14 protein-coding genes are annotated in these 24,393 nt (G+C 56.1%); 4 read left to right on the forward strand and 10 right to left on the reverse strand.

Translation table 11 applies throughout. From position 1 onward, the window contains the following. Positions 1-31: 31 nt before the first annotated feature. A complete protein-coding gene (locus tag Q4D85_RS06315; RefSeq protein ID WP_303199038.1) occupies positions 32-691 on the reverse strand; it encodes a hypothetical protein in 660 nt (219 codons plus the stop codon). 435 nt (positions 692-1,126) lie between these two features. Next, positions 1,127-2,335 carry a hypothetical protein gene (locus tag Q4D85_RS06320; protein ID WP_303199040.1) on the reverse strand — a complete coding sequence of 403 codons (1,209 nt, stop codon included), beginning with the start codon at positions 2,333-2,335 and terminating at the stop codon, positions 1,127-1,129. Between the two features lie 281 nt (positions 2,336-2,616). Here Q4D85_RS06320 and Q4D85_RS06325 point away from each other — a divergent pair, with 281 nt between their 5' ends. Then, positions 2,617-3,075: an NADAR family protein gene (locus Q4D85_RS06325; protein ID WP_303199042.1), complete on the forward strand. Its 459-nt coding sequence runs from the start codon at positions 2,617-2,619 to the stop codon at positions 3,073-3,075. Further along, positions 3,066-5,357: a hypothetical protein gene (locus tag Q4D85_RS06330; protein WP_303199045.1), complete on the forward strand. Its 2,292-nt coding sequence runs from the start codon at positions 3,066-3,068 to the stop codon at positions 5,355-5,357. The genes Q4D85_RS06325 and Q4D85_RS06330 overlap by 10 nt, the downstream gene beginning before the upstream one ends. Before the next feature lie 270 nt (positions 5,358-5,627). Here the strand turns inward: Q4D85_RS06330 and Q4D85_RS06335 are convergent, their stop codons facing one another. Continuing rightward, positions 5,628-6,062, reverse strand: coding sequence for a hypothetical protein (locus Q4D85_RS06335; RefSeq protein ID WP_303199047.1), 435 nt, complete (start codon positions 6,060-6,062; stop codon positions 5,628-5,630). Between the two features lie 693 nt (positions 6,063-6,755). Between Q4D85_RS06335 and Q4D85_RS06340 the strand changes: the two genes are divergently transcribed. After that, positions 6,756-7,451 (forward strand): hypothetical protein, encoded by a 696-nt coding sequence (locus Q4D85_RS06340; protein ID WP_303199049.1) that lies wholly within the window; start codon positions 6,756-6,758, stop codon positions 7,449-7,451. 121 nt (positions 7,452-7,572) lie between these two features. Here Q4D85_RS06340 and Q4D85_RS06345 read toward each other — a convergent pair whose 3' ends face one another. The 3 genes from Q4D85_RS06345 to Q4D85_RS06355 are packed head-to-tail and all read right to left on the reverse strand — an operon-like array spanning position 7,573 to position 11,139. After that, complete coding sequence (locus tag Q4D85_RS06345) at positions 7,573-8,151, reverse strand: hypothetical protein (RefSeq protein WP_303199050.1); 579 nt, start codon at positions 8,149-8,151, stop codon at positions 7,573-7,575. A gap of 10 nt (positions 8,152-8,161) precedes the next feature. After that, positions 8,162-10,438, reverse strand: a complete 2,277-nt coding sequence (locus tag Q4D85_RS06350; RefSeq protein WP_303199052.1) for a hypothetical protein — start codon at positions 10,436-10,438, stop codon at positions 8,162-8,164. Between the two features lie 20 nt (positions 10,439-10,458). Next, a complete protein-coding gene (locus Q4D85_RS06355; RefSeq protein WP_303199054.1) occupies positions 10,459-11,139 on the reverse strand; it encodes a DUF4241 domain-containing protein in 681 nt (226 codons plus the stop codon). 264 nt (positions 11,140-11,403) lie between these two features. Between Q4D85_RS06355 and Q4D85_RS06360 the strand changes: the two genes are divergently transcribed. Further along, positions 11,404-12,210 (forward strand): hypothetical protein, encoded by an 807-nt coding sequence (locus tag Q4D85_RS06360; protein WP_303199055.1) that lies wholly within the window; start codon positions 11,404-11,406, stop codon positions 12,208-12,210. Between the two features lie 198 nt (positions 12,211-12,408). Here the strand turns inward: Q4D85_RS06360 and Q4D85_RS06365 are convergent, their stop codons facing one another. From Q4D85_RS06365 to Q4D85_RS06380, 4 genes are all read right to left on the reverse strand, one after another. Continuing rightward, positions 12,409-14,733: a hypothetical protein gene (locus Q4D85_RS06365; RefSeq protein WP_303199057.1), complete on the reverse strand. Its 2,325-nt coding sequence runs from the start codon at positions 14,731-14,733 to the stop codon at positions 12,409-12,411. Beyond that, the gene (locus tag Q4D85_RS06370; protein WP_303199059.1) at positions 14,730-17,768 is read right to left on the reverse strand and encodes a hypothetical protein; all 3,039 of its coding nucleotides are present in this window, start codon (positions 17,766-17,768) and stop codon (positions 14,730-14,732) included. Before Q4D85_RS06370 ends, Q4D85_RS06365 begins: the two co-directional genes overlap by 4 nt. Before the next feature lie 44 nt (positions 17,769-17,812). Beyond that, a complete protein-coding gene (locus tag Q4D85_RS06375) occupies positions 17,813-21,007 on the reverse strand; it encodes a hypothetical protein (RefSeq protein ID WP_303199061.1) in 3,195 nt (1,064 codons plus the stop codon). A 126-nt stretch (positions 21,008-21,133) separates the two neighbouring features. Next, a complete protein-coding gene (locus Q4D85_RS06380) occupies positions 21,134-24,388 on the reverse strand; it encodes a DUF6493 family protein (RefSeq protein ID WP_303199063.1) in 3,255 nt (1,084 codons plus the stop codon). Positions 24,389-24,393 lie beyond the last annotated feature (5 nt).

Genomic DNA, 24,393 nt, shown 5'->3' on the forward strand with positions numbered 1-24,393 from the left:
TACAGCCATCGCAAAAACCGCACTTGTTGTCCTACGCCTCAACCACAAGAAGCTCCGGTGAGAAAACCTCATTATCGGCGAGAATCTGTGCTGCCACCTCTTCGGGGGTTCCGGTGAGCTCACAATCCTCACCACCGAGTAGTTCGCTTTCGTAGCCGTCGTAGTAGCTTTCCTCCTCCTCATAGGTGCCGGGTTCGTCTTCGCGGCTTATGAGGTTGTATTCAATATTCGTTGCGGAATAGACAGCGTTAGAGTGTTCGTCATAGCGCCAAGAATCAAGGGTGAATGCTTGGCCTATCAGCTCCTCAATTTCCAACCCGCTGAGCTGGAGTCTGTCAGAACGGTCAGTTTTAGCGGTGACTGCGTCCTCCTCGACCGTGATGTTTGCCCAGCGCATGGGGTAGCCCATGATTTGGAATGTGGTGGTGGCTTCGGTGCGGATTTGTTCGGTTATTGCTTCAAAGTCGCCGTTGTAGGTTTTGTCGTGGTCTTCGACGTTGTCCATGTATCCGTGGGGTCCGACGTAGAAAATGGAGATGAGCTGGTATTTGTCTTTGCGGTTTTTCTCTACGCAGAACACAACTTCGGCATTTGTGACGAATTCTTGGGCTTGCTCGTCGAAGGTCCACCAGTGGTGTTTCGGCCAGGTTTCGGCGAGTTTGTTTTTAAGTTCGGTTGCGGATAGTGCCACGTCAGAGGTCCCTTCGGAGTTAGTGCAAATCTATGCAAATTGTAGCTGGTACGCACCCTAAACAGGGATTTCGCTGTGCCTTTCGACGCTTTTTCCGCACCAAACCCATCGAAAACGGCGATCTGTGGTGCTAAACTACCAGGGAAAATTTGTCACGAGGAATGGGATTTTGGCAAAAAACTTAACGATACTGACCTTCATTATGAGTTGACGGGTGAGACGAAACGGAATGCTGATGGGGCGGAGCTTTATCGCATTCGTGCCAGCCGTGATATTCCCGAACGTGGCGTGAAAAGCGGGACGATTGGGGGTGGGTGAGCTCCACGCATGTGTCCTCGGGAAAACCACGTATTGGTAAGAAAGCATGGGTGGGTGGTCATGCATTGAGGCTGCTAAACTGCTGCTTAGCTCGCGTATGAGCGGGAATTTCGGATCTTAATCACGATCTTGATTGTCCGCCACTGTCTGTTCTTTTTCACTCGCAATGCCGAGCACATCCAACGCTTCGAAGTAGGGGGCGTTGAAGTCGGGTTCGTTGTAATCGGAAATGCTATTCTTGAGCACCTCCACCAGCCACGGCACGCGCTTCTTCGGCACCCACGTGACCAGAAAATCGACGCGGGGTGTATCGGAAAAGGATGATTGTTTGAGGAACATATACGCCAGGCGGAGGAAAATCTCATCCTGCAAGGCCTCATCAGCGGCTGGCCGAATGCTAATCAGCCATTCCAGAAGCTCGGCGCGGTCACCTTGAACTCCGCGCTCCATACAGTTTTCCACGACCGCTTTCATGGCAAGATCCGTGAGCGGCGATTCATGTGTCAGCTCGCGCAACGATTCTATGGTGGTAAGAACGTTTTCGTCGACACCATTGAGTTTCAGGAGCGTCTGCTTAAGGTCGGGTGCGTCGTGCCAGCGCGGGTCGGACATGATGCGTATCCACGGCGAGCTTATGATTTCGTCATCGATATAAATGGTTTTATATGGCCACTTCAGCGAATATCCATACAAGGGCCACCGTTCGTCACCGGATAAGATATGCGCCACCACTTCCTCAGGGGTGCCAGAAAGCTCCCATCCCTCGCCATCAAGGAGCATGGTTCCATAGCCGTCGTAGTAGCTTTCCTCTTCCTTATATGTTCCAGGTTCACCGTCGCAAGTGCGTAATCCAAACTCGATGTTTGTCGTGGAGTATGCGGCGTGGGTGTGCTCGTCGTAACGCCACATATCCATGGTGAATTTTTCGCCAATCAGGGCTTCAGCCTCGTGTGCGCAGAGATTCAGTTTTGCTGTGCGGTCGGTCGCAATGGTTGTCGCGGTGTCTTCTACCGTGATGTTTGACCAGCGCATGGGGTAGCCCATGATTTGGAATGTGGTGGCGGCTTCGGTGCGGATTTGTTCGGTTATTGTTTCAAAGTCGCCTGTGTAGGTTTTGTTGTGGTCTTCGACGTTGTCGATGTAGCCGTGGGGTCCGACGTAGAAAATGGTGATGAGCTGGTATTTGTCTTTGCGCTTTTTCTCTACGCAGAACACAACTTCGGCGTCTGTGACGAATTCTTGGGCTTGCTCGTCGAAGGTCCACCAGTGGTGTTTCGGCCAGGTTTCGGTGAGTTTGTTTTTAAGTTCGGTTGCGGATAGTGCCACGTCAGAGGTTCCTTCGGGGTTAGCGAACATACGTGTAAAAATTGTAGCTGCCCAGTACCGCACCCGAAACAAGGATTTCGCTGTGCTTTTCGACGCTCTTTCCGCACCAACCCCATCAAAAACGCCGGTCTGTGGTGCTAAACTGCCAGGGAAAATTTGTCACGAGGAATGAGAACTGGGCGAAGAAAAACGCTGATGGAGTGCAGCTTTTCCGCACTTGTCAAGGCTCTTACCGCCTCGTCCACGGACCCCACCAACTCCAACACCCGAGAAGATAACCTATGGCAACCATCAATTTTTACAGCACCCAGGACGAGTACGGATTCCTCTCCAACTTCGCCGCTTACCCTTTCACCCTCAAGGGCGTGACCTGGAAGACTTCAGAACACTATTTCCAGGCCATGAAATTCGCCAACCCCACAATCCAGCGCGAAATCCGCATCTGTTCTTCACCCATGGCGGCGGCACGCGCTGGGCGGGATAGGAAGAAACCGCTGCGTAAAGACTGGGAGAAGGTGAAAGATTCCATCATGTACGACGCGGTGTGGGCGAAGTTTAGCCAAAACCCTGACATTGCCGAACGCCTCCTCGCCACGGGTGATCTGAAGCTGGTGGAGCACACAGCCAACGATTCCTATTGGGGTGACGGGGGCGATGGGAGTGGCAGCAACATGCTGGGCAAGATTTTGGAGAAAGTCCGTGATCGACTACGCGAAGAACAGGGTGTGACATGGAATTAAGTAAGAAAATTAGGGCCGCGTTCACGGCCTTTGCTCAGATCGGCTGGAAGAATCAGCCCCGCGATCAAGCCCCCACCCTCGCGTTGGGCACACTGGAGCAGCAGAAAATTATTGTGGCGGGGGCGCTCACAGGGGAACGCGAGCGCTGGTACGCCGGTGAGCCCGTGGATAACCCGCGACGGCTACGCCACGACATGCTGCAACTGTGCGCCCTACGCTCCGAGGTGACTCCACCGCAGGCGGTGAAGCTTCTGCGCCAACTTTCGGTGCTTGATTGGTATGTTATTGCAGGCTGTCTCGAATCGAAACCACAGGTTTTCACCAGTGAGGTGATGGGCACCCTGGCCGCTACCCGTGGTGAGTTTGGTGCGAAGGAACGTCGCCTAGCGGTGCGGTGGGCCCTTGCTAACGGCACTGCTTTCACCCCTGAGGCGTATCTGCGGCAATGGGCCGAAGTCGCGGTGAGGGTGCTGTTCACGCAGGAAAGGCAGGATAATCCTCAAGACCCTGAGCGGGAGGAAATCCTCCCCACTATGCGTGAACACCTAGAAACGGCGCGGCGTGAGGGGCTGGCAGCCGAGGGGGATGTGGGCAAAGTCCTCGGCTTTGCGGCCAGTGAGCAGGTTGTGGCGCGGGACTTCGCTTTGTCTTGGGTGGTGGAATCGGTGGGGGTGGTGTCGAAACCACTCCAACGCAAGAACTGCGTCGCCCTTCTTGTAGAGGAGCTGAACATCACCGATGAGGAATTAAAAGCGCACGCGCCTGGCCTGTGTGCTGCGGTGGTGGGTGCAAATAAGCAACTCATTGATGCTCTCGCCCCGTGCCTGGTGGGTGTGTTGGTGGGGCAGGAGAAGTCGGAGTGTGCGCTCGCGGCTCTGTATCACGGTACGGCGAAAACACAGGCGGCGATCCTTGCGCTACTGAAAGACGCTGAGGATCTTTCTGCTGAATCGGTGGCAGAGCTTTCTCCGCGCGTTGCTGAGCTTGCGTCGGCGTCGAATGTGAAGGTGTCGAAGCAGGCCACCCAGGTTCTTGAGCGCTGGGGGAGGAGTGTAGGCGATTCAGCCCAACCGACTGTGCAGGAGGAGTATGAGTGGGTTGCGGTGCCTGATCTGTGGGTGATGCCTCGGTTTGAAAAAGGGGAGGTGAGTGTTGCGGAGCTGGGTGAGGCACTGCAGGAGGTTCCTTGGGATTTCTGCCCCCGCAACATCCACGACCACGCCACAGAACGTTTCGTGGCGCTTGCCGTTGAACTGGCATGGAATGATTATGAGGCGGCGTTGCGGGTGTTGCCGCATTCCACGTCGAAACGCGGGGTAACCCGTGTCCGCCTGCCTGGTCGTGGCGACCGTAGTAAAAGGGGTAATCCCTTAGCGGAGCGTCTTTATGAGGTGTCGGCCGCCATCGGCGCGATTCCCTGTCTACTATCCGAGCCGTCTTTCGTGGACTTGAGCGTGAGCGTGTCAGACCTGCGCACCCGCCTTCAGTGCTACGTTGACGCTCACGCCCGGGTTGTCCCAGCCGACTTGTTCCTCGCGTTGTGTCGGCTCAGGGTTGAAGCTTCTGACAGTGAGGTTCCCATTTCTCACCTGAGCGTTGAACTCCCCGAGGGGGAGGTAAACGTTGTGGAGCTGGTGAATCAGGCAATGGAGAACCTAGTGACAGATGCGCAGCGTCTGCCGGAACATCTGCGGCGTTTCGGATACGAGGTGACTGCGGCGTTTCAGGCGGTGTTCCCGCAGCTTGAGTGGGGTATCTCAAGCACGTTGAAGCCACCCGCGTTAGGGAGGTATGCGATGCAGTTTATAAGTCGCCGAACCCCGTTAAACCCCGAGCAAATGATGCAGCTAATTGCGGCGTTGAAGAGTGGCGACCCTTCCGTGGTGGAGGCGGTGGATTTAGCTTTTCGACGCGGACTCCTCCTCCCCTCAACCATCGAGGCTTCCTGGTGGCCGGAGCGGAGCTTCAATAAAGTTGCGGGGATTCTTCAAGACCTTGCCGAACACGGCTTATTGGTGCTGGTGTGGCCGATGTGCGACAGTTTCCTCCTCACTGCCTCCTCCCAACCCCGCCCACCACAGGGGCTTTCTGCCGTCGCAGAACTCATGGTCAAGCTATGCCCCCATGTGCTTCACGCCGTGAAAACCCACACTGCACCCCACACCGCAGTGGAAAACCTGCCGGGTATTGCTTACTACGCAGCCCACAAAGGAAGCTCAAAAGTAGTGGAGGCGGCACGAAAGGTGCGCGAGCAGGTGGAAGAGGCGAAACCGTGGTTCTGAAACAAGCTGGTATCGCTTTTCTCTACGGCCTCTTCGTTTATTTTGTGGCGATGGAGAAAATCTTTCTTGCGGCTCTGTCTGTCGTGGTACTCGTTGTCGGTGCGACCGTGTTGGGATTTTTCGCAAAGCCTGATGAGGACAACTCTACAATGCCGTTGTGGGGCTTCGCTCTTATTTTTCTCTCATGGATAGTCGCCTACCTCGCGCCGCCAAACAATGCGGCTGCGATCCCCATCGGGCTCATCGCAGGGCTACTGACTTTCGTGGTAGCTAGGAAAGATACAGGTAGAGCTTCTCACACAGTGAAAGATCCTGGGTGATCTCAAATAGGCCGCTGAGAATATAGCTCGTGTACGAATCCTGCTGTTCCACTGGTGCGTGGTTGTTGAGGAAGTCTATGTCCGCACACCAACATGCTTCTATCGCACAGTGGTAACCGTGGGGATCATCTATCCGGTTGGGGACACACGTGCTTTCGTAGCGAGACCACTCCTCACGCAAATCCTCTGCTGAAAAATTCCCTGCAACAAAAGCACGGGCGCACGCCACAAGGTGCCGCATCCTAGCAGGATGTGGGGCGATGGGGGCGATTTCATTTTCAAGGAAGCGAAAGAAATCGGACAGAAACTTCCCGTAATCATCCAAGATCGGTGAGTCTTCAATCGCATCTTCAAGAGCGATGAGCCGAGCGAAAGTATCAGGCATCAGGGAACTTTCCACTCTGTACCGTCCTGTCTTACAGCGCATTTTTACAAGAAATTATGGGAGCGAGAGCATCACACATCTGTCATGAGGCAGGTTAGTGATGGTGGTCTTTAAGAGCAACTCGACCTTTGCGCGGTGTAGAGGGTGGTTTCGTGGCTTCGGGGATGTAAAAGTCGAGTTGGGTTAGTTTCGGCGCGCCAGCTGTGTCCAGCTTGAGAAGACTCGGCTAGTCCACGGAGCATGGGAGATTGTGGGCATCGCATAACCTGCAGCAAGGCGGCTACACGGTGCAGGATCCCACAGACAACTCGACCTTTGCGCGGTTGAGCGGTTGGTTACGTGGCCTAGAGGACCTAAGAGTCGAGTTGGGGAGTTGCTGCAGCGCAAACTGCTGCTTTTGTAGTGGGGAAGGTGGAATTTGATTCCGGGGAAACTAATGCGGGAAAGCCACGTCCGCACCATTAAAACCCCAGTTCAATACGCTAGTAACTCGGCGAATGATCCGCTTTACGGTAGAAGGTTGGGCATGCATTTTAGGCCAGATGGTGCCAAGCGGAAGGCTTGCCAGACTGTAAATAGTCGGCGGTAGATTCCGATAACGTCTTCCTAGCTTGTGCGCCGGTGGATGGAGAGTGCACCGGAGGTTTTCTAAACTTGGGCGCTCCTGTTAGCCCCATTTGTTTCAATGGAGCCATGTCTTACGATTTCATTCTTTTCAGCCCTGACCGTGACGCAAACAACCAGGTAGTTATAGGCAATCGGTTTTTCCCGCTCAACGAGCAATTGATGCGGCGCTATTCCTGCACGTCGACAACATCTTCACCTGAGCTGGAGGCGATTGTGGATAAGATCACCCACGACGTCGAAAAGCTTCCAGGCTTTGAGGAGGCAAGCGTGGAAGGTGACCGGATCATCCGCGTCAACACAACCCTCCAGGCCAAAGAACGTGCGTTGGAGTATCTGATGGACATTGCGCTGGCGAATGGGTTGGGGTTAGCGGAAGTTTCTGACGATTTTGTGGTTTTCTACGGCGACGAAAATCCTAATTTTGAGATTCAAATCGCGCGGCGAGGAAAGTATCCGGCAGTGTCAGCAGCTGCCCTTGAGACCACGTGCACCTATATTGTGGATACGGAAACCACGAACTTTTTTCTGGTGGTCAACGATAAGAACGATGAACTGCGTTTCGCCCAAGCGGCTAACATGTTGCTGCGACCACCCCACGAGGACGAATGGCGGATTGAATATCGCGACGGGGAAAATGCTGACCTGGTTGGCACGTTCGTCACCGGTGGAGCACAAGTCGCTGAGTTTATTAGCCAGTGGATGGCGGGCGATAAAAAGTACCTAGAACTAGATTGGGAAAAGGTTGTACTTGGCGACGCCTAGCATTGTGAACATAGGAGGGCCACTTTCATTGGATTTTTGCCGAAATTGTCTAGGATGGTTGAGCTCTTACCTAGGGCAAATATGAAAAATTTGTTCTTTGCGGGAACGTCGACAAGCGAAACTATGAGTATTGCCAAAACCCGAAGGTAAAATCCTCACCCCGTCGGTACACATACAGCGCGCCATAGGTGAGGGGATACTGGTCGAGAAGCTGCTCGTCACAATAGCCGTCTTCGTCGAAGCATGCGAAAAACTCCCACCCGTCTGACTCAAGCGGACAGGTGTAGCAATCTTCTTCCTGAATCAATGTTGGTTCGCCGCCGACTGTAAGAATCGGTGGGTGTTCCGCGTCGGTCTGTATTGGGTGCAGCCACGCCTGACGCAACACGGGACTCGTGCCATCATCGGCCAGTAACTGGGAATCCGTGCGCTTCGACTGCTCAGTAATAGGATGGCGAAACACCTTCCCGCCGTTACCGGGGTAAATGTTGTGCTCAATCCGGTAATTGAAGTCTTGGGCAAGGAAGACAGAGATCGCATCGTGATCATCGAGGGCGAAAGTGAAAAGGAAACCGTAAGTGGCTTCATCACCCAGGAGGAGATCGGTGCAAGTGTCGAACCACGCTGGGGGATTACCGCCCACCCACCCCAGTGGTGAGGGGGTAAACATATCTACACGGAAAGATTGCGACGAGGTCATGGGGGATATTTTAGCCTGGGCTAGTAGCACGCCTAAGCTTTTCGACGACCTCCCGGGCGCGAGTGAGAACCTTCGCCTTCCCTTTTCGTGCGGCGAGTGCATGCAGCCCCGGAAGTGATCGCGCCGAATCGGGGGTTGTGGGGAGGAAATAGTCGATCGCGTCAACCACATCAATGAGCCCGCGCGAGAGCACCTCAGCTAAAGCCGCCCGGCCAAGAAGCTGGTCGAGCACATCCCACACCACAGCGAGCAATCCGTCATCGGCAAGCCCTCGTAGGGCGCTGACCAGAGGTGGGATCTGGCTGAGTTCAGCACCCCAATCAAGCTGCCCCACATCCGCCACCCCAGGTATCAGTAGACCACGGCGCCACGCATCAGTCACCGCCTTGTGAAGTAGCTGGGCAGCCTCAGGGGCGGTGGCGCGTTGAACCGCGAGAAGATTCATGGCAACACGCGGACTCAACGGCTGTGCACGCCGCGAACACTCTATCGCCATGGCAACCATCATGGGGTTTTTGCCATTTCGCCACACCAAACTCCGGAAAACACCATCACCAAAGGTAGGCAGGTAGAAAGGCAGTGGCTTGCACCGCAGCTCCTGGCCGAAATAAGCCACCACATCATCAAACGCGGGGGAAGAGAGCGGGATGAGGTTGTTGAAAACATCAGGCTTGAGATCGCTAGGGTTGTCCGCGACTGGATTCTGGAAATACTCAGCAACAATTCTTCCTGCCGAGACAACGCAATCCTCGGCTACCGTGACGGTTAAGGTGAGCGTGGTGGCGGCGTCGATAAGCTGCAAAAGCTTGTCGGGGGACACCACGGACACGTCGACGCGCAGCAACGCTTGGAAAAAATCGGGTGAGAAAATGGTTGCCTGCTCGGCTTCGTAGCGGCGAAGCCTGTCTAATAAATCGCCTGGGTGGATACGGAAATCCTCCCACGTAGGCTCCGAGAGCAGCACCGGCAAATCCCCCAGAACACCCGTGATGGAATCGTTGCGGTTACACAACGTGAACGCCGTAAACTCCTCCCGCTGCGGGGGATCGTCTTGAGCCCAAGAAACCAAATTGTACGGCCACAACTGGTCAGCGGTACCGCTCAACACCTGCCGCAACGCCTGCTTATCCGACTTCGCCAACCGGTGGGTGAAACACAAAACCCGCTCCGCCTCAAGGGAAAAACTCCGCGCATGGTTGCCGCCATAAACCACAGCCCAATCATGGCGAAGATCCTCGAGAGTCATCGCGGAAACATCGAAACGGGGAACCTCCCACACCGGCGGGGTGGGCTGCCACACGCCATCGGGGCAGGTAGGGCTAGGTTCAGGAGTCGACGCGGCAACACCCCACCTTTCCAACACACGCTGAGCGCAAGCAGCAACCCCCGAATCCGAATCCGCCGCCAATTCCTGCACCCGCGCCACCGCGTCTGGCACACACTCGTCCGCAATGCCATCAAGCACAGCCTTAATCTGCTTCTTTGAAGACGCATACAGCCCATTGAGCACCAGCGTGCTGCGCTCCGCCACACTTTTTTGGCGCAACAGGGGCACAATCAGGTGCGCCACCACCGCATTCTCACCCGCCGGAAGGGACGCGACCTGGTCAGCGTGGACGGAAAGCTCCGTGGCGGACACCCCAAGATCGCTGGTGAGCGCCTTAATCCACGCCTTCCTATCACCCGGGCGCGTGGCGCTACCAAGCCCCGACCACACCAACACACACGCCTCATCCCTTGTTAACCAACCGTGATCCACCGCAATCTTCGGCAACATGCACAACGCCCCCAAGGCGGGAACCCCCAATGCAACAGCCTGCGAAAAATACTCACGAAACACCGCGCCAGGTAGAAGCGAAGGATTGCGGGCAACAAGGATGGACCAGTCGCGGAAAAACTCAACGTTATCCGGTGGGGAACATGACAACTCGGCCACTGCCATCACAGCACGCTCGCCGAAATCGCTCAGCTCATGGGTGCGCATGCGGAACTGCGGCCTGCACGCGGCGGCGATGAAGCCACGCACATACTTTTCACCCCGTTCAACCAGCGCCCTTGTTACCACTTTCGGCGGGTTTGGGGGCAACAGCTCCACCGCCTTAGTAGGGCGAACCCCCAACCTGATCGCAAGAATCCCCAGCGTGAGGTCAGGCTCCGTGAGCTTTTCCAGCAACGCCTTCGCCTGCTGTTGCTGCTCAGCTTCGCCGAGCGGCGCGGTGGCCGCCTCGGACGCGGTGATACTTTCCCAGCCGATGAGAGTGCGGATTGTTGTGGAGTCAGGGTTCATTGTGAGCAAATTCCTTCGTGCTACGCGGCAGGGGTATCGACCATGTGTAAATCAATGTGGTAGCTCACAAGATCCCCATCAGCGCTAAACCCAGCCAACACTGGGTAGAATCCGTCGCCCCAACCGGAGAAACTCATCACCACATTCTCCCCACCTGTGACGAATGGGAGTGGGATATTGGCAACGGAATGCGCGTAGTGGTCAGGGTTTTCTAAAAGACTGAACCAGCTATCTGGTTGGTGGTGGTCGGTTAAAGTATCGACAAAATCGATGTCGTTTTCTTCAATATGCTTCTTCATGGATTCCGCCGCGATCCTATCCACGAAAGCCACGATTCCTGCATCCACGCCCACACCAAATACCCACTCTTCGTCCGCGGCCTTGTCTTGGTCAACGTTAAGGGGCGCTGCGTCCTCGTATCGGACGGCTGGGTCATCGCTGAAAACAACACTGAGGTATGCAACACGCGGGTCTGGTTCTTTGTTATCCGTAGTGCGCGCCACGGTGGCGAATACCGTGAACTCGCCCTTCGGGGCGGAGTAGTAGCCAGCATCGCCAAGGGAAACAAACGGATCACAGGCTTCGATCAGCCCAGATGTGAGAAGAACTTTCCCCACAGGTATCTGCTCAAGCCGGTAAGTGGCACCCATAACCGTGTCGGCGGCACGGTCGGCGTAGGCGTAGCATGGTCGTTCCTTCATAACAGTAGAAGATAGCAGCGCACACGTGACCGCTACGGCGTAAATCAATAGGAGTTAACTAAGTTTTTGGTGCGCTTTCCTTACCAACCCCTTGAATGGGCCAATGGGAAAACCGGAAGCTCAAACAGATACTCTTTTACTTGTTTCTTGAAGAACTCATGTGAGAAGAATGTGATCGCGCGTGATCTCGTTGAGAAAACCTCAGTGCTCAAGCATTCATGGTGTTAACCTTGCGCAAGGGAATGTCTAAAAAGGAACGGTACCGTGGCAAAAGATAACGAAAAAGCTCTCCACTACGAACTCACCAGTGAGACAAAACTCAACTCAGAGGGAGTTCAGCTTTTTCGCATTCGCGCCACCCGTGATATTCCTGCTCATGATGTGAAGAAGGGGGATGTTGGTGGTTGGGTGAGTTCCACTCATGTGTCTTCCGGTAAACCGCGGATTGGGAAGAATGCGTGGGTTGCTGAAGATGCTGAAGCGTGGGAAAACGCTCGGATCACAGGACACGCACATGTTGGTGGCGAAGCCCGTGCGTGCGGGAAGGCGCGGATCAAGGGGCATGCCACAGTTGGTGAGTGTGCATTGGTGGCAGGGCGTGCTCGTGTGGCGGGGAAAACCAAAGTGTGGGGTGATGCTGTGATCGACGGCCATGCCCGTATTCGTGGGGAATCGTTCATCAGTGAAGGCGCATGGGTTTCTGGGCACGCTCGTGTGGAGGATTCAACTGTGCAGGATTCCTCAATTTTCGGCCATGCCGTGGTCAAAGAAAGCAGGTGTGGTGCGAAGGCACGGATTTCTGGGAATGCCTATGTTCACGGCACTGTTGTGGACTTTGCGTGCCTTTCTAAAGATGCTCACGTTGAGTCTTGCGAGGATTTTATTCTCCTTGGGCCGTTTGGGAAACAGGCACATCACGTCACCGCTTTCCAGACCGAGGGTTGGGCGGATAGAGCAGCGGAAACTGAAACGGTATTGAGAGAAATCATGATGGACCCCATCAATTGCCAGCTTGTGTACGCCGCGCATCGGGCGTTACAGGCACGGATCAGGCGTTCGGCGTCTAAGTAACACGGAGGTCTTCCCTTGCGGTGAAAGTGAACGCGGCTATTCTTGAAGCGCAGGAATGCGGATTGAGCATGGAAAACACATTGATGGGAAAAGCTAGGTGACCCGGCTAAATCTGCGGAATTACCTCTTTGGAAAAGAGGATCTTTCTTGTATTTTCCAAGATTATCCACCGAAATGTTTCGAGCCTGCAACAGAAAACTATAGTTTGAGCTTTTCCACAACCTCCCGGGCGCGGCGAACAGCTTTCGCATTCCCTTTCCTTGCTGCTAGTGCGTGGAGGCCAGGTAAAATACGTGCCTCGTTGGGTACATGGGGGAGATACTCATCGACAGCATCCACAGTAAGGATCAGATTGGGGTGCAGTGGATAAAGCGCGGCCTGCCCCAAGCGTTGATCGAAAATGTCCCACACAACGGACAACATTCCCAGCTCGACAAGTTCTTTCAGGCGGGTGACCTCGGCGGGAACACTGTGGTGGATATTGCCTTCCTTTAGGTGATCAAGCCGCGCAACGTTCGGGTGAATCAGCCCCCGCGACCACGCGCCCTGGATAGCCTGAACAATCGCTGCGGCGACACTCTCTTTTTCCGGGATACACAACAAGAGGTTGATCAGCTGCGCCGAATCCAACGGTGCGGGCTGATGGGCAAGCCACCACGCCGTCTTAAGCATGCGCTCATGATCTTCGTTAAAGCCTTGCAGGTTATCGAGAACCGCGTGGGGTATCAGTGGGAAAACCTCAGGTAGAAGCGGCAGTTTCTCCTTCGTGATCAGTGTGAAGCGCAAGGATTCTCTCCCCACACCAGAAGGCTCAGCCACCACATGTGTGGGATAGTCGGCTAGGAACTCGGCGAGGGTGATGGGGGCGGGCGTGTTGTCGTCGAAAAGCACAGGCACAGTAAGTGCCGCACAACGCCGCGCCCAGTCGCCAGGAATCCTTGTGACGTCGAGCCGTAGGAGAGCGCGCTGGAAATCCGCGACCCGCGCGGGGATATTGTGCTGTTGAAAAAGCTCAAGGCGGGCCAGCAGGTCGGCGGGGTCGATGCGGAAATCCACCCAGGTAGGCCGCGACAAGGCGCACGGAATGGTGCCCAAATCCCGCACAATTGCGGCCGCGTGATCGGCCCCATTCGTGGAATCCGGCGCGCACAATGATCCCTTCGTCCACCTGTTGAGCACCGGAAAATCCCGCGCTGACACCCCGCTGACCGCGCGTTTGGCCGCCGCAACATCTGTGAGTGAAAGCTCAACAAGTTGCGCAAGAACCTTCTCTACCGCCAGACAGTCTTGCGTGGCAGCCTTCAAGTTCGCCACAATCCCATCCACCATGGCAGGGCCAGGCTCGAACCGGGGAGTCGTCCACGTTGGCGGGGCAGGAGACCACAACGGGACCACTGGTTGCGGGTGCTCTGGAGCATGCCCCACCAAATCTTTTGCAAGTGCGGCAACCTTCGCATCCCGAGACTTCGCCAACTCACGTAACTGTTCCGCATACCCAGAACGGTCATCAGTACGCAGCGCCAACGCCTGCAACACCGCAACCAGAGTCTTCCGGGAGCGTGCACAAAGCGCCGGCACAGCAAGATCAGCCACCCTGTCAGAATCCACAACCGGCAACAGTGGAAGCGCAAACAACGTAATCATCGGCTCCTCCACAGTCGCCACAAGCGACACAATCTGATCAAGATGCGGCAGCATGTGCGCAGGCGAAAGCTGAAAATCCTGCACCAACAGCTGTGCCCACCGCTTCCTATGGCTCGGGCGAACCGCAGAACCCAACGCGCGGAAACACTCCTTAATAGCCTGCTCACGCGAAACCACACCGTGAGCAACCGCGCCGGGCAACAGATACCCAAACGGGCCGGTGGCGGGTACGCCGTGGCGAAGGGCAGCGTGGAAAAACTCGACAAACTGGGGAAGAACCAGATCAGGGTGAGGAAGGTTTCTTGCAATGTGAAACTTCTCAGGCAGCCCCGACGGGTTCAGCACATTCGCGGCAAACAGGGCCCAATCCTTGTAAAACTCCACCGACTCAGGTGGCGAAACAAGACCGTGAAGTACCCAATCCACCACGAAACACCCCAACCGGCTTTCATCGTGGGTGCCCGAACGTAAGGAAGGATCGCAGGCGAAACGCACAATTCTGTTCAGAAAATCGGGGCCGTAACCGCGAAGAATCTCCCGCACAGCATCAAGGGGAAGAGGGGAATGGATCTTCATATCAGCCAAAAGCTCCGCAACCCGCATAAGGGGCATCCCCAGCCGGAGGGCAAACAGGGCTAGCTTGACCTCATCCACATCAACATGGATGGTGGTGCGCACTTCGAAGCCTCCCCACCCCACGGAATCTTTCTCCAAGGAGTAAGAGCGAAACGGCCCGCTTTCTAAACCTTCCCATGCTTGCTGTTGCTGCGTGGCGGTGCCTATCGTGTGGGTTGGTGTGAGTTCAAGGGGGATTTCACCCCAGCCGAGCTGGGTAAAAATGCTGGTAGCGGTGTCAAGGTGCGGGTTCGGTGCGGTCATGGTTGTGTGAAAAACTGGTGGAGGGTTTTTGCCTTCTTTGTGGCGGCGCTCGGCTTAGGGTAACAGGTGATTAGCGTGGCCAGCGCATCCCATTTTTCTGCTGGGATGTGGCTGGGTGTGTGGTGCTTGAGGGCATCTTGGTGGAAGATAACAGCATCCAAGACCTTGTTCAGCCACCGCGGCTGCTTCGGCAACGTGGCAGCATAGGCGACAGGTTCGGTGAGCATCGGCCACAAATGCTCGATAAACCTAGGAGTTTCGGTGAGCACATACAGGGCTTTCGCGGGGCTGAACTCATCTAACCCCAACACTTGGTGCATGGCAGCCTCGATACCATGCGCACCCACAAGCCCCTCTTCTACTAGGGAACTGAGCTCTTGACGCATGGAATAAGGCTCGAACTTGGAGCACTGATACGCCACAACCACAGCAATGAAACTATCCGGAATCACCACAGGCTCATCCCTCAAGCGGTCGCGGCGCGGGGTTTCGGCAATGTGGGTGCCGTCCCAGTACAACCAGCTTTGGTCACCCGACTTGGTGCGGAAACTCAGTCGACCCTCCTCATACAGGTAGTCGGTGGCCCAGCCGGTGAGAAACACCTCCAATGGCTGCGCATGCCCCGGTAGTTGCAGGAAAATCTCCTCCGCGGATCCGGAAGACACGAGGCTTCCACCATCGGGAATGCTGGGGATTACCTCATCTGACCACGTCGTTTCTGGCTTTTTCGGTGTTTCAGCTGGCGGGATGGTGCTGTCCGGAAGAGCAGATACTGCCTCCTTCGCAAACATGACGGCTTTATTTTTTGCCTTGCTTTCTGCGAGTGCGCGCAGTGCTGGCACGTGGGCGACCTCACTTGGGGCTTGGTTTTCTGTGAGGGCGTGGGTGATTGAGGGTGCGTAGTCGGCCATGGCGTGGGCGACGTGGTGGATTCCGGTGAGTGGTTTCGGCTGGGTGTGGGAGTAGTTGAGGATGTGTTCCCACAGTGGCCAGCACACGGATAGTAGGCCGGCGTCGGCAAGCTCGCGGGTGGTGTCGATGAGCTGAGCCAGATGCGTTGGGGTGTTGTTGGTGCCGTCGAGGTATGCCACGTCGGCGACGTTGGGGAGGACGAGCCCGCGTCGAAAAGCTGTGACGGCGGCTTGACAAGCTTTCGCTTTCGTTTCGGGCTTCCCGGCGCGGAAAAGCGCCAGCAGATTCACCGTATCCGCAGGTGACAGGGGTGTGCGGTGGTGGGCTAAGATGATGCAGTCCGTGTCGGCGTGCGCGTTGGCCTCGTCGGGGAAAATGATGAATGACCGATCCAAGGACTCGGCATTCGGGAAGGTTAGGCCGTTGCAGTCGTGCGGCCATGCATCCGCAATCGCCTGCTCGGCGTCAGTGGCGGGGTGTTCCGGCTTGCGGTGCATACCCGATTCTCGCCAACACGTGGTAAGGAAAGCCGCGATGATCTCGCCTCCAAGAACTTTGTGCTTATCGACGGCGGCGACAAGCTCGTCTTTCTCACCTGCGGTGAGCCGGAGTCGGCAGAGTGCGAGAACCAGATCGCTCGTAAATACGGTGCAGTTTTCTGCGCGGTAGCGTTCGAGTCGGCTCCGGAAATCAGAGAGCGTGAGTGAAAAATCACGCAACGAAGGTGTGGAGAGGAGACACGGGATTCTCCCGAGACGGCAGATCGCGTGATGATCCCTCGTGAAACCGTGCTGGTCATCAGGAAGAGCGCCGCGAGCCCAGCCCTGCAAAACCCCATCCCAGTGAGTATCGGCGGCAGCGCTGAGGACGCGGCGGACATCGTCGGGGTGGGTGAAAGCACGTTCCACTGCGAGAGCTAGGAATTCTTCTGAGGCAACATCGGCGATGTGATCCCACTGCCCATGTGTAAGCCGGGCGAAGCTTTCGGCGAGATCACTAGTGGACGGGGCAAACGGCGGCGGCGCCCACAACGGTGGTGCGGGAACATAAGGCACGATGCTGGTTTCTGCGTTGGGTGGTGGTGTGGCAATGCCCCAGCTGGTTGTAAGTGCGGCGGCGAGTTTTTGGATGTGGGTGTTGCTGTGGCCAGAAAGCTCCGCGATTCGTGGGCTAAGCGCTGCGGTGACGTCTGGGTGCGGGGTGAGCTTTGCGAGTGTTTTCAGTACGAGGGTGAGTGCTTTGGCGGTTTTCGCGTAAAGCGCGGGCAAAGCATGGTCGGTGAGTTCCTTAAGATCTAGGTGTGGGATGAGTGGGACGGCGATGTGTTCGATGAGTGGGGTTTCGCCGGTGGCAACGGCTTGGTGTAGTTGCTGTGCGTGGGGAAGGAGTTCTTCGGGCGTTGCTTGAAGGTCGGTGGTGAGTATTTCTGTCCAGCGTTTCCGGTCGCCGGGTCGGGTGGCTAGTGTGAGTCCTTGAATGACAAGCTCTAGTGCCTTTTCGCGGGCGACCCACCCACGGCGAACCCCCTCGCGGAGAACATCACCGACATGCCCCGTCGCGGGTGCCGCACTGGTAATACTGTGGGCGAGATGCTCGACGAAACGCGACTGCAGGGTTGCTTCACAGTGTTGCTCGCACGTGGAAGAAGAATGGAAGATTCCGTGGGTGTACTCCACCCAGTCGGTGAAGTATTGCGGGGATTCTGGGATTGGTAGGTTTTTCTCGTGCACGAAACGCACCGCCAAATCCGCCAGCACGGAAGCCTGTTGAGCACCAAAACCACGGATTCTTTCGTAGCCGCGGTTGAGAAATTCTTCCACGAAAACGCCATCGGATGTGGCCAGGATCTCAAGCACAGTGGGTTGATCAAGTTCACGGATTGTTACAGGTGACAACGCACGATCGGGAACCACCCCGACACGCAACAGGTAGAACAGGATGTTGCCCACCCAATTTTCACCAACATGAGATTGGTTCAGCCACGCCCCGGACTTAAGGGCTTTGATGAGCAGTTTCTGCTGATCATCAGTGCCTAGCGGCAGGCTAAGAACATTGAGGGGCTGGGCGTTGGCCCACCCAAGTTCGGTGAGCATATCGAGGGCTTTCTTAAGTTGCGTGGACATGGTGGCAGGGTTCCTTCAAATACCGAGACGTTTTGAGGCGGTTTTCACCGGTGGAAGAAGCGGTTGAGCTGGTCAACCTTGGTTTTAGCAGCGGATTTCTTCGTCATGATTTGGACAAGAGTGGACAGTGGTTCCCATTTTTCTGCTGGGATGTGGCTGGGCGTGTGGTGTTTGAGGGTGTCTTGGTGGAAGATCACAGCGTCTAAGACCACGTTGAGCCACTTCGGTGTTGTGGTTAGTGTTGCCGCGTGCGCGAGTGGTTCGGTGAGCATCGGCCACAGGTACTGGACTAATTCCGGTTTTTCATTCAGCAGGGCAAGAGCCTTCCCCGGATTGAAGTCGGGGAAGGGAAGGAGTCTTTTCATTGCCGCTTCTATAGCTGGCGACCCGATATGCGCAGACCGGAATAGTCTTGGTAGCTGCCATTTCGCTTGGTATCGATCACCAGAAGAGAGGTGAGCAAGCATGACTGCGACAAAGCTGTCGGGAACCACAAATGGAACATGTTCCTTGTGCGCGGTGGGATCTGGCAAGTTGAAGTAGGCGTCAGTTCTTTCCTCGGCCACAAGCGAAGCGGTTTCGGAATCCCAGAAGAGGTAATTCCACACATCGTCTGGTGTGGTGACTTGAAGTTTTCCTGTGGTGCAGAAATCGATGCTGGTGTCGTATTGGGTAGTGAGCGGTTGTTCAAAACCCGAAGGTTTCACAGTGATGGGGTAGAGACTACCTGTTTCAGGGTTCGGGATAAATTCTGTGACATCTGGTGTGTTGGGAATGATTGTGGCGGACCAAGTTACTGGCTGTGTTGTGGATGCTGGTTGAGCTGCGGAATCCTTTGTGATTACGGGCAGGTGTTTCACCGCCTCCTTCGCAAACGTGACGGCCTTGTTTTTTGCCTTACTTGTTGCGAGTGTGCGTAGTGCTGGTACCTGCGCAGCCTCAACTTCTGCTTGCCTTTCGACGACCGCGTGGGTGATTGAGGGTGCGTAGTCGGCCATGGCGTGGGCGACGTGGTGGATTCCGGTGAGTGGTTTCGGCTGGGTGTGGGAGTAGTTGAGGATGTGTTCCCACAGTGGCCAGCACACGGATAGTAGGCCGGCGTCGGCAAGCTCGCGGGTGGTGTCGATGAGCTGAGCCAGATGCGTTGGGGGATGGTCGCGCCAGTCTAAGTGTTTGATATCGGCAACATTGGGGCGGAGTAAACCCCTGGTGAAGGCGGTGACAGTTGCGTTGAATGCGCGTTCTTTTGTCGCTGGATTCCCTGCACGATACAGGGACAGGAGGTTCATGGCCATGCCAGGTTCAAGCGGTGAACGGCGATAAGAAAGCTGATCACAATAGTGGTCTACGTCGGAATTCGCTTCGTCGGCGAAGATGAAAGCGACCGCTGCAACATCGCCGAACAGTGGGAAACTACTCAGATAACCACCGCCGAGTTCTTTATCGCCACCAAAGAATTCGGGAAATTGCCACAACGTTTCGGGGATCGGGATTGTTGTCTCCGCGTAGTCATCGCGATAAGACAAACCAGGATCGACGAACGGATCGGCGATATAAGCGGCGAGTACTTCACCCACCGTATAAGACATGTCTTTCCGCGCCGAGACGGAAATAGGGATGCTGAACTTTTCTAAGATTTTTTGCGTCGCGGGGATGTCGATGCCTGAAACGTCTAGGCGTGTGATTGCCAACTCTAAGTCGGAGGCAATTGCCTTCGCCCCAGACTCAACGTAACGCTCAAGCCGCTCGAGCAGGTCGGGGACAAGGATGCTGCGGTCCACGAAAGAGGGGCGTGCCAGAAGGCACGGGATCTTTCCTAGCCGTGACAAGGGGCCGAAGTAGTTTCCGTGAAACTCCCTCAATCTTTCATTGATTTTCTTTCCCGTTACCCAAGTGTAAATAAGCCCTTTCTCGTCGCGTTCGGTGACACCGCTGAGCGTACGTCGAGTTTCTTCGGGATTGCTGTATGCGCCCTCAACAATGAGGTGGATAAGTTCTTCACTGGCAAGAGTGCTGTTAAATGGATCATCAAGATCGCCTTCCGCGAGCTTAGCTGCTAGATCTGCTGGCTTGGGTGCGAACCGCTCCACGTTCCACACCGGTGGTGCTGGGATGTATGGGGTGAAGGTGGTGTTTGGTGTCGCGTCAGTGCTTTCATGTTGAGGGACGTTCCAGCTGGTTGTAAGTGCGGCGGCGAGTTTCTGGATGGGCAGGTTGCCGTGTCCAGAAAGCTCGACGATTCGTGGCCCTAGCGCTTCGGTGACGTCCGGGTGAGGGGTGAGCTTTGCGAGTGTTTTCAGTACGAGGGTGAGTGCTTTGGCGGTTTTCGCGTAAAGCGCGGGCAAAGCATGGTCGGTGAGTTCCTTAAGATCTAGGTGTGGGATGAGTGGGACGGCGATGTGTTCGATGAGTGGGGTTTCGCCGGTGGCAACGGCTTGGTGTAGTTGCTGTGCGTGGGGAAGGAGTTCTTCGGGCGTTGCTTGAAGGTCGGTGGTGAGTATTTCTGTCCAGCGTTTCCGGTCGCCGGGTCGGGTGGCTAGGGTGAGTCCCTGAACGGCGAGGTCGAGTGCTGTGTCGCGGCTGATCCAGCCACGATGAAGCCCTGCTGTAAAGACACTGCTGAATGGTCCTGTTGCGGGGGTTCCGAGTTCAACACCGAGGGTGAGGTGTTCAGCAAAACGCGATAAAAAAACCTCAACCGGAGGGGTTGGTCCATTATCCCACATGGAAACCTCGCGGGTTCCTAAAGCTAATGCGGCCAGCGCTGCCCAATCTTTGAGGTATTCGATAGTCGCAGGTAGCGGTAGGTTTTTCGAGTGTATGACCTGCACGATTGTTGCGCCGAGTCTTGTGGGTTCGTGTTCACCGAACCTGATAACACTTGAGTAGTTGTGGTGGATGATTGTTTCGGCGAAGGGTTTTTCAGCGGCTTCCAGTACGGCGAGAAGTGTTGGCTTGTCTAAGCAGGCAATGGTGTTTGATGTGAACGCACGGTTGGGGAGGAAACCGATCCGAAGCAGGTATAGTAGGGCGTTTTTGCTTGAGACTTCACCGTGTTCTTTGAGCGGATCGTCAGGGTTCCAGCCTTGTCCCATCCAAGTGCCTGATTTCAGGCTGCTTTCAACTATTTTTTGCTGCTCAGTCGTGCCCAACGGAAGGGTGAAAACGTTGGCAGCGTTGGGGTTTGCCCAGCCTAGTTCGGTGAGGATCTCAACGGCTGCTTTCAGTTGGGCAGACATGGTGTTTAGTCCTTTCGTTGATGATTGTTGGGGTAAAGGTTGCTGGGTGCTAACAAAACTACGCCCTTGGCCTAACATGAAGCCCCCAATGTTCTAGAAAATTTGTTCGACCCTGGGGGTGGGGGATCACCCGTGTGCTAGAGCCGCATCAAAAATTTCCGCCAACCGCATAGCTTTGTCGCGGGCAGCACACTTTTTCTTCATGCCGCCAAGCTCGTGGAGTACGGCCCATTCGGTTGCCGGAATGTGGCCGCGAACAGTGGCGCTGGCAAGCAGGTCTGATTGGAAATACACCACCTCAAGCACCTTATTTAGCCAGCGTGGCACCGAACCTTCCGCTACTTGTGCTGCGGCGTGGCGCAGGCTTTCGGTCAGCAAGGGCCACAGTAACGATAAGACTTGGGGCTGTTTTGCCATAAACTGTGCTGCTTTCGCTGGGTTGAACTGCTCAAAGGGCAGCACTGTTCGAACAGCATCGGCGACATATTCCGGGGAGTAGCGGGCCCACCCTATGAAATCCTTCAGCGCCTTACAGCCGTCGGTGCCGTACTTCTCGTCGCAGGTGAAAGCCATGAGAACGGGGAGAAGGAACTGCGGCACAGCCGTGACACCGGTTTCCCTCGTCATCTGGCCGCGATCCTCATTCAACACAAGCTGCCCAGCCGATTCGTCCCACCGAAGGCACTTCTTAGGGCCCTCTTCGGTGAAGACTTCGCACTGTTGCTCGGTGACAATATCGTAAAACCAGCCGGTTTTTCGGTAGACGGAAACAGTCTGGCCCAGGTGGGGCAGATACAAGTCAACTCTCATACATCGTGGCTTTGCCAGCGGATTCTCCCAGCGAAGCGACAGCTGAGCGCCATCAACAATGGGTGTGTGCGCGGTGGACCGGTCGGTGATCCACTGCTTCCGAAACTCCGCATCATCCAAGAGTGTGGCTTCCGCATACTCAACCGTTGGCGCAGGTTGCGCACTCACGACAGGACTGGAAGTAGCGGGCAACACTGCTACGGCCTTCTTCGCCGCCGTGACCGCGTTATTCTTCCCCCGTCGGGCGGCCAACGTGCGCAGGTGTGGCACCGCAGCGGCATCGTGAGGCGCACGCCCTTCCTTGATCGCATCCGCGACCGCGGGTGCTAGCTTTTCCATCACGGCTGCCACATCGGCGGTTCCCGCTATCAGACTGGATGCTTTTAGTGAGGCCCCGATGAGGTCGTCGAGTACCGGCCACACGACCGATAACAGGCCTAGGTGGGCGGCGTCGTCAAGCGCTAAGGCGAGTGCTTTCAGGTTGCTGATTTTTTCTTGCCAGTCGAGGAAAGAAATGTCGGCAACCCCTGGTGTGATCAGGCCACGCTGCCACGCTTTGAGCAGCGCTGTGCTGCAATCCGCGCCGTTTTTGGTCAGGCGTTGCATCGCCAGGAGATTGATCACCGCTGCCGGCGGGAGGGGTGTGCCGTGGCGTGCAGCTTGGTTTATGCCCACGACGGTGTCGGCGTCGATGAAGGAGCCCCATTTCATGTCGGTGAAAGCGGCGTTGCCGAAGTGCGGGAACACCCAGTGATGGGGCAATGCGTAGGCGCTGCTGCTGAAAAATCGGATGGGCAGACCCTCAAGCGAGGCTGGGTTTTTGTCGAACTTCAGTTGCACAAAGCCACGGTTGAAGCTCACGGCAGGTTCGGTGAACGGGGTGGAGAGGTAGTCCGCGGCAACCTGTGTAGCGGTGCGTTCGAAATGGGTACCGTTTTCAAGTTCGAGGGGGACGTTCAGCGCTGCCAGCTGTTTTACGGTGTCGTCTGTGATGGTGTCGAGGTTAAGCCGCGCTAAGGCGAGCTGCAGATCGGATTCTAGGGCGGCAACCCCCGCCGCATCGTACTGAGCAAGGCGTGTGACCAGGTCATCGGCGGTGATCGACATGTCTACGTAGGAGGGTTCGGAGAGCAAACAGGGCACTTGCCCCAGCTTGGGGATCAGCCGCCGCAGCCTCGCACGGGCAACACCTGCGAACCTGGGTGTCTTGCTGGCGGAGTTTTCTGGGTCTTTAGCCCACTGCGCGAAAACGCCGTCGAGAAGCGTGGGCGTTGTCTTCAGCATAAGACGCGTCGCATCGCGGTCGGTGCGGGCAAGCTCGTTTGTCAGGGCGAGGAGACGCTCAATGTGGATGTCTAAGACGTGGCAGAACTCGCCGTGACCCCGCTGCGCAAGGATCTGCGCCACCTCAGCTAGCTTTTCGACGCTGGCAGCGCCGCGTGAAAATCGGGGTAACTCCCAGAGTTTCGGTGTGTCTTCCCACCGGCATGTGGGCTCGGTGGTGGGCGTTTCGGTCAACTGCGTGCCCCACTGTCTAAGCAGCGCCGTGGCGTGTTTTGCTGTGGTCGCATCTGGGGAGGCGGAAAGCTCTTCAAGCCGCGGGCTGAGGGCTTCTTTGGTGCTAGAGTCTGGATTTTCCCGCGTACGCAGCGCTTTCAGCACCGCAAGGAGGGTTTTCTTTGTTGTCACATACAGTGCGGCAAGGGCAATGTCAGCCAGGTCGGAATCCGCCACAATGGGGATCAGCGGCACGGCCAGGGCCTCGACGAGTGGCGGTTCCAAGGTGGCAACAAGCGTGCCGATCCTAGCAAGGTGGGGGAGAAGAACCTTCGGATCAGGGGTGATTTCGGTGGCCAGTGCCACTGCGTGACCCTTGCGATTAGTGATGGACTCTGCGGATTCGATGCCATCGAGGGTGAGCTTCACCGCCAGTTCTTCACTCACCCAGCCTCGCATGTACCCATCAACGGTGGCGTCGGTGACAGGGTAGGTTCCGTACTCGGCGCATTGTTCAAGGAAGGTGGAAAACGTTGGGCGGAAAACCGACAGTGGGATGCTCGTGTTGCTACCGGCGAAGGAGCTGCAAACCTTGGATAACCAGGTGTCGTAAAAATCGGCGGTGGTGGGGTGATCCAGGCCCATCCGCAAGACAAGTTCGAGGGCAGTATCCTTCAGAAGTGGGTTCACCTGCGAACGTGGTGCAAACACATACTGGACGAACTCGGTGGCAAACTCCGCACCACGTTGCTGAATCACCGCCACGTTGATCTCACGGTTTTTGCGGTCAAGCAGGCGTGCCGCGCGTTGTGCATCCACCCCTAAGCGCACGGCGAAAAACCCCAGCATGTCACGGTCAATGCCCGCTAACACAGACTTCTTTTTCCCCTTGGGATTAAAACCACTCCAGTCACCCGTGCGCAGCCCCTTGAGCGCGATCTTTTGCTGCTCCGCGCTGCCCAGTGGGAGGGTGGGGGCAGACGATAGCGGGGCTTCGTGCCAGCCTAGTTCCTTGAATAGAGCTATCGCTTCAGCAAGGTGCGGGTTGATTGTGGCGGGGGAGGTGGAGGTCATAAGTC

The sequence above is a fragment of the Corynebacterium sp. genome (assembly GCF_030532965.1).
GTDB lineage: Bacteria > Actinomycetota > Actinomycetes > Mycobacteriales > Mycobacteriaceae > Corynebacterium.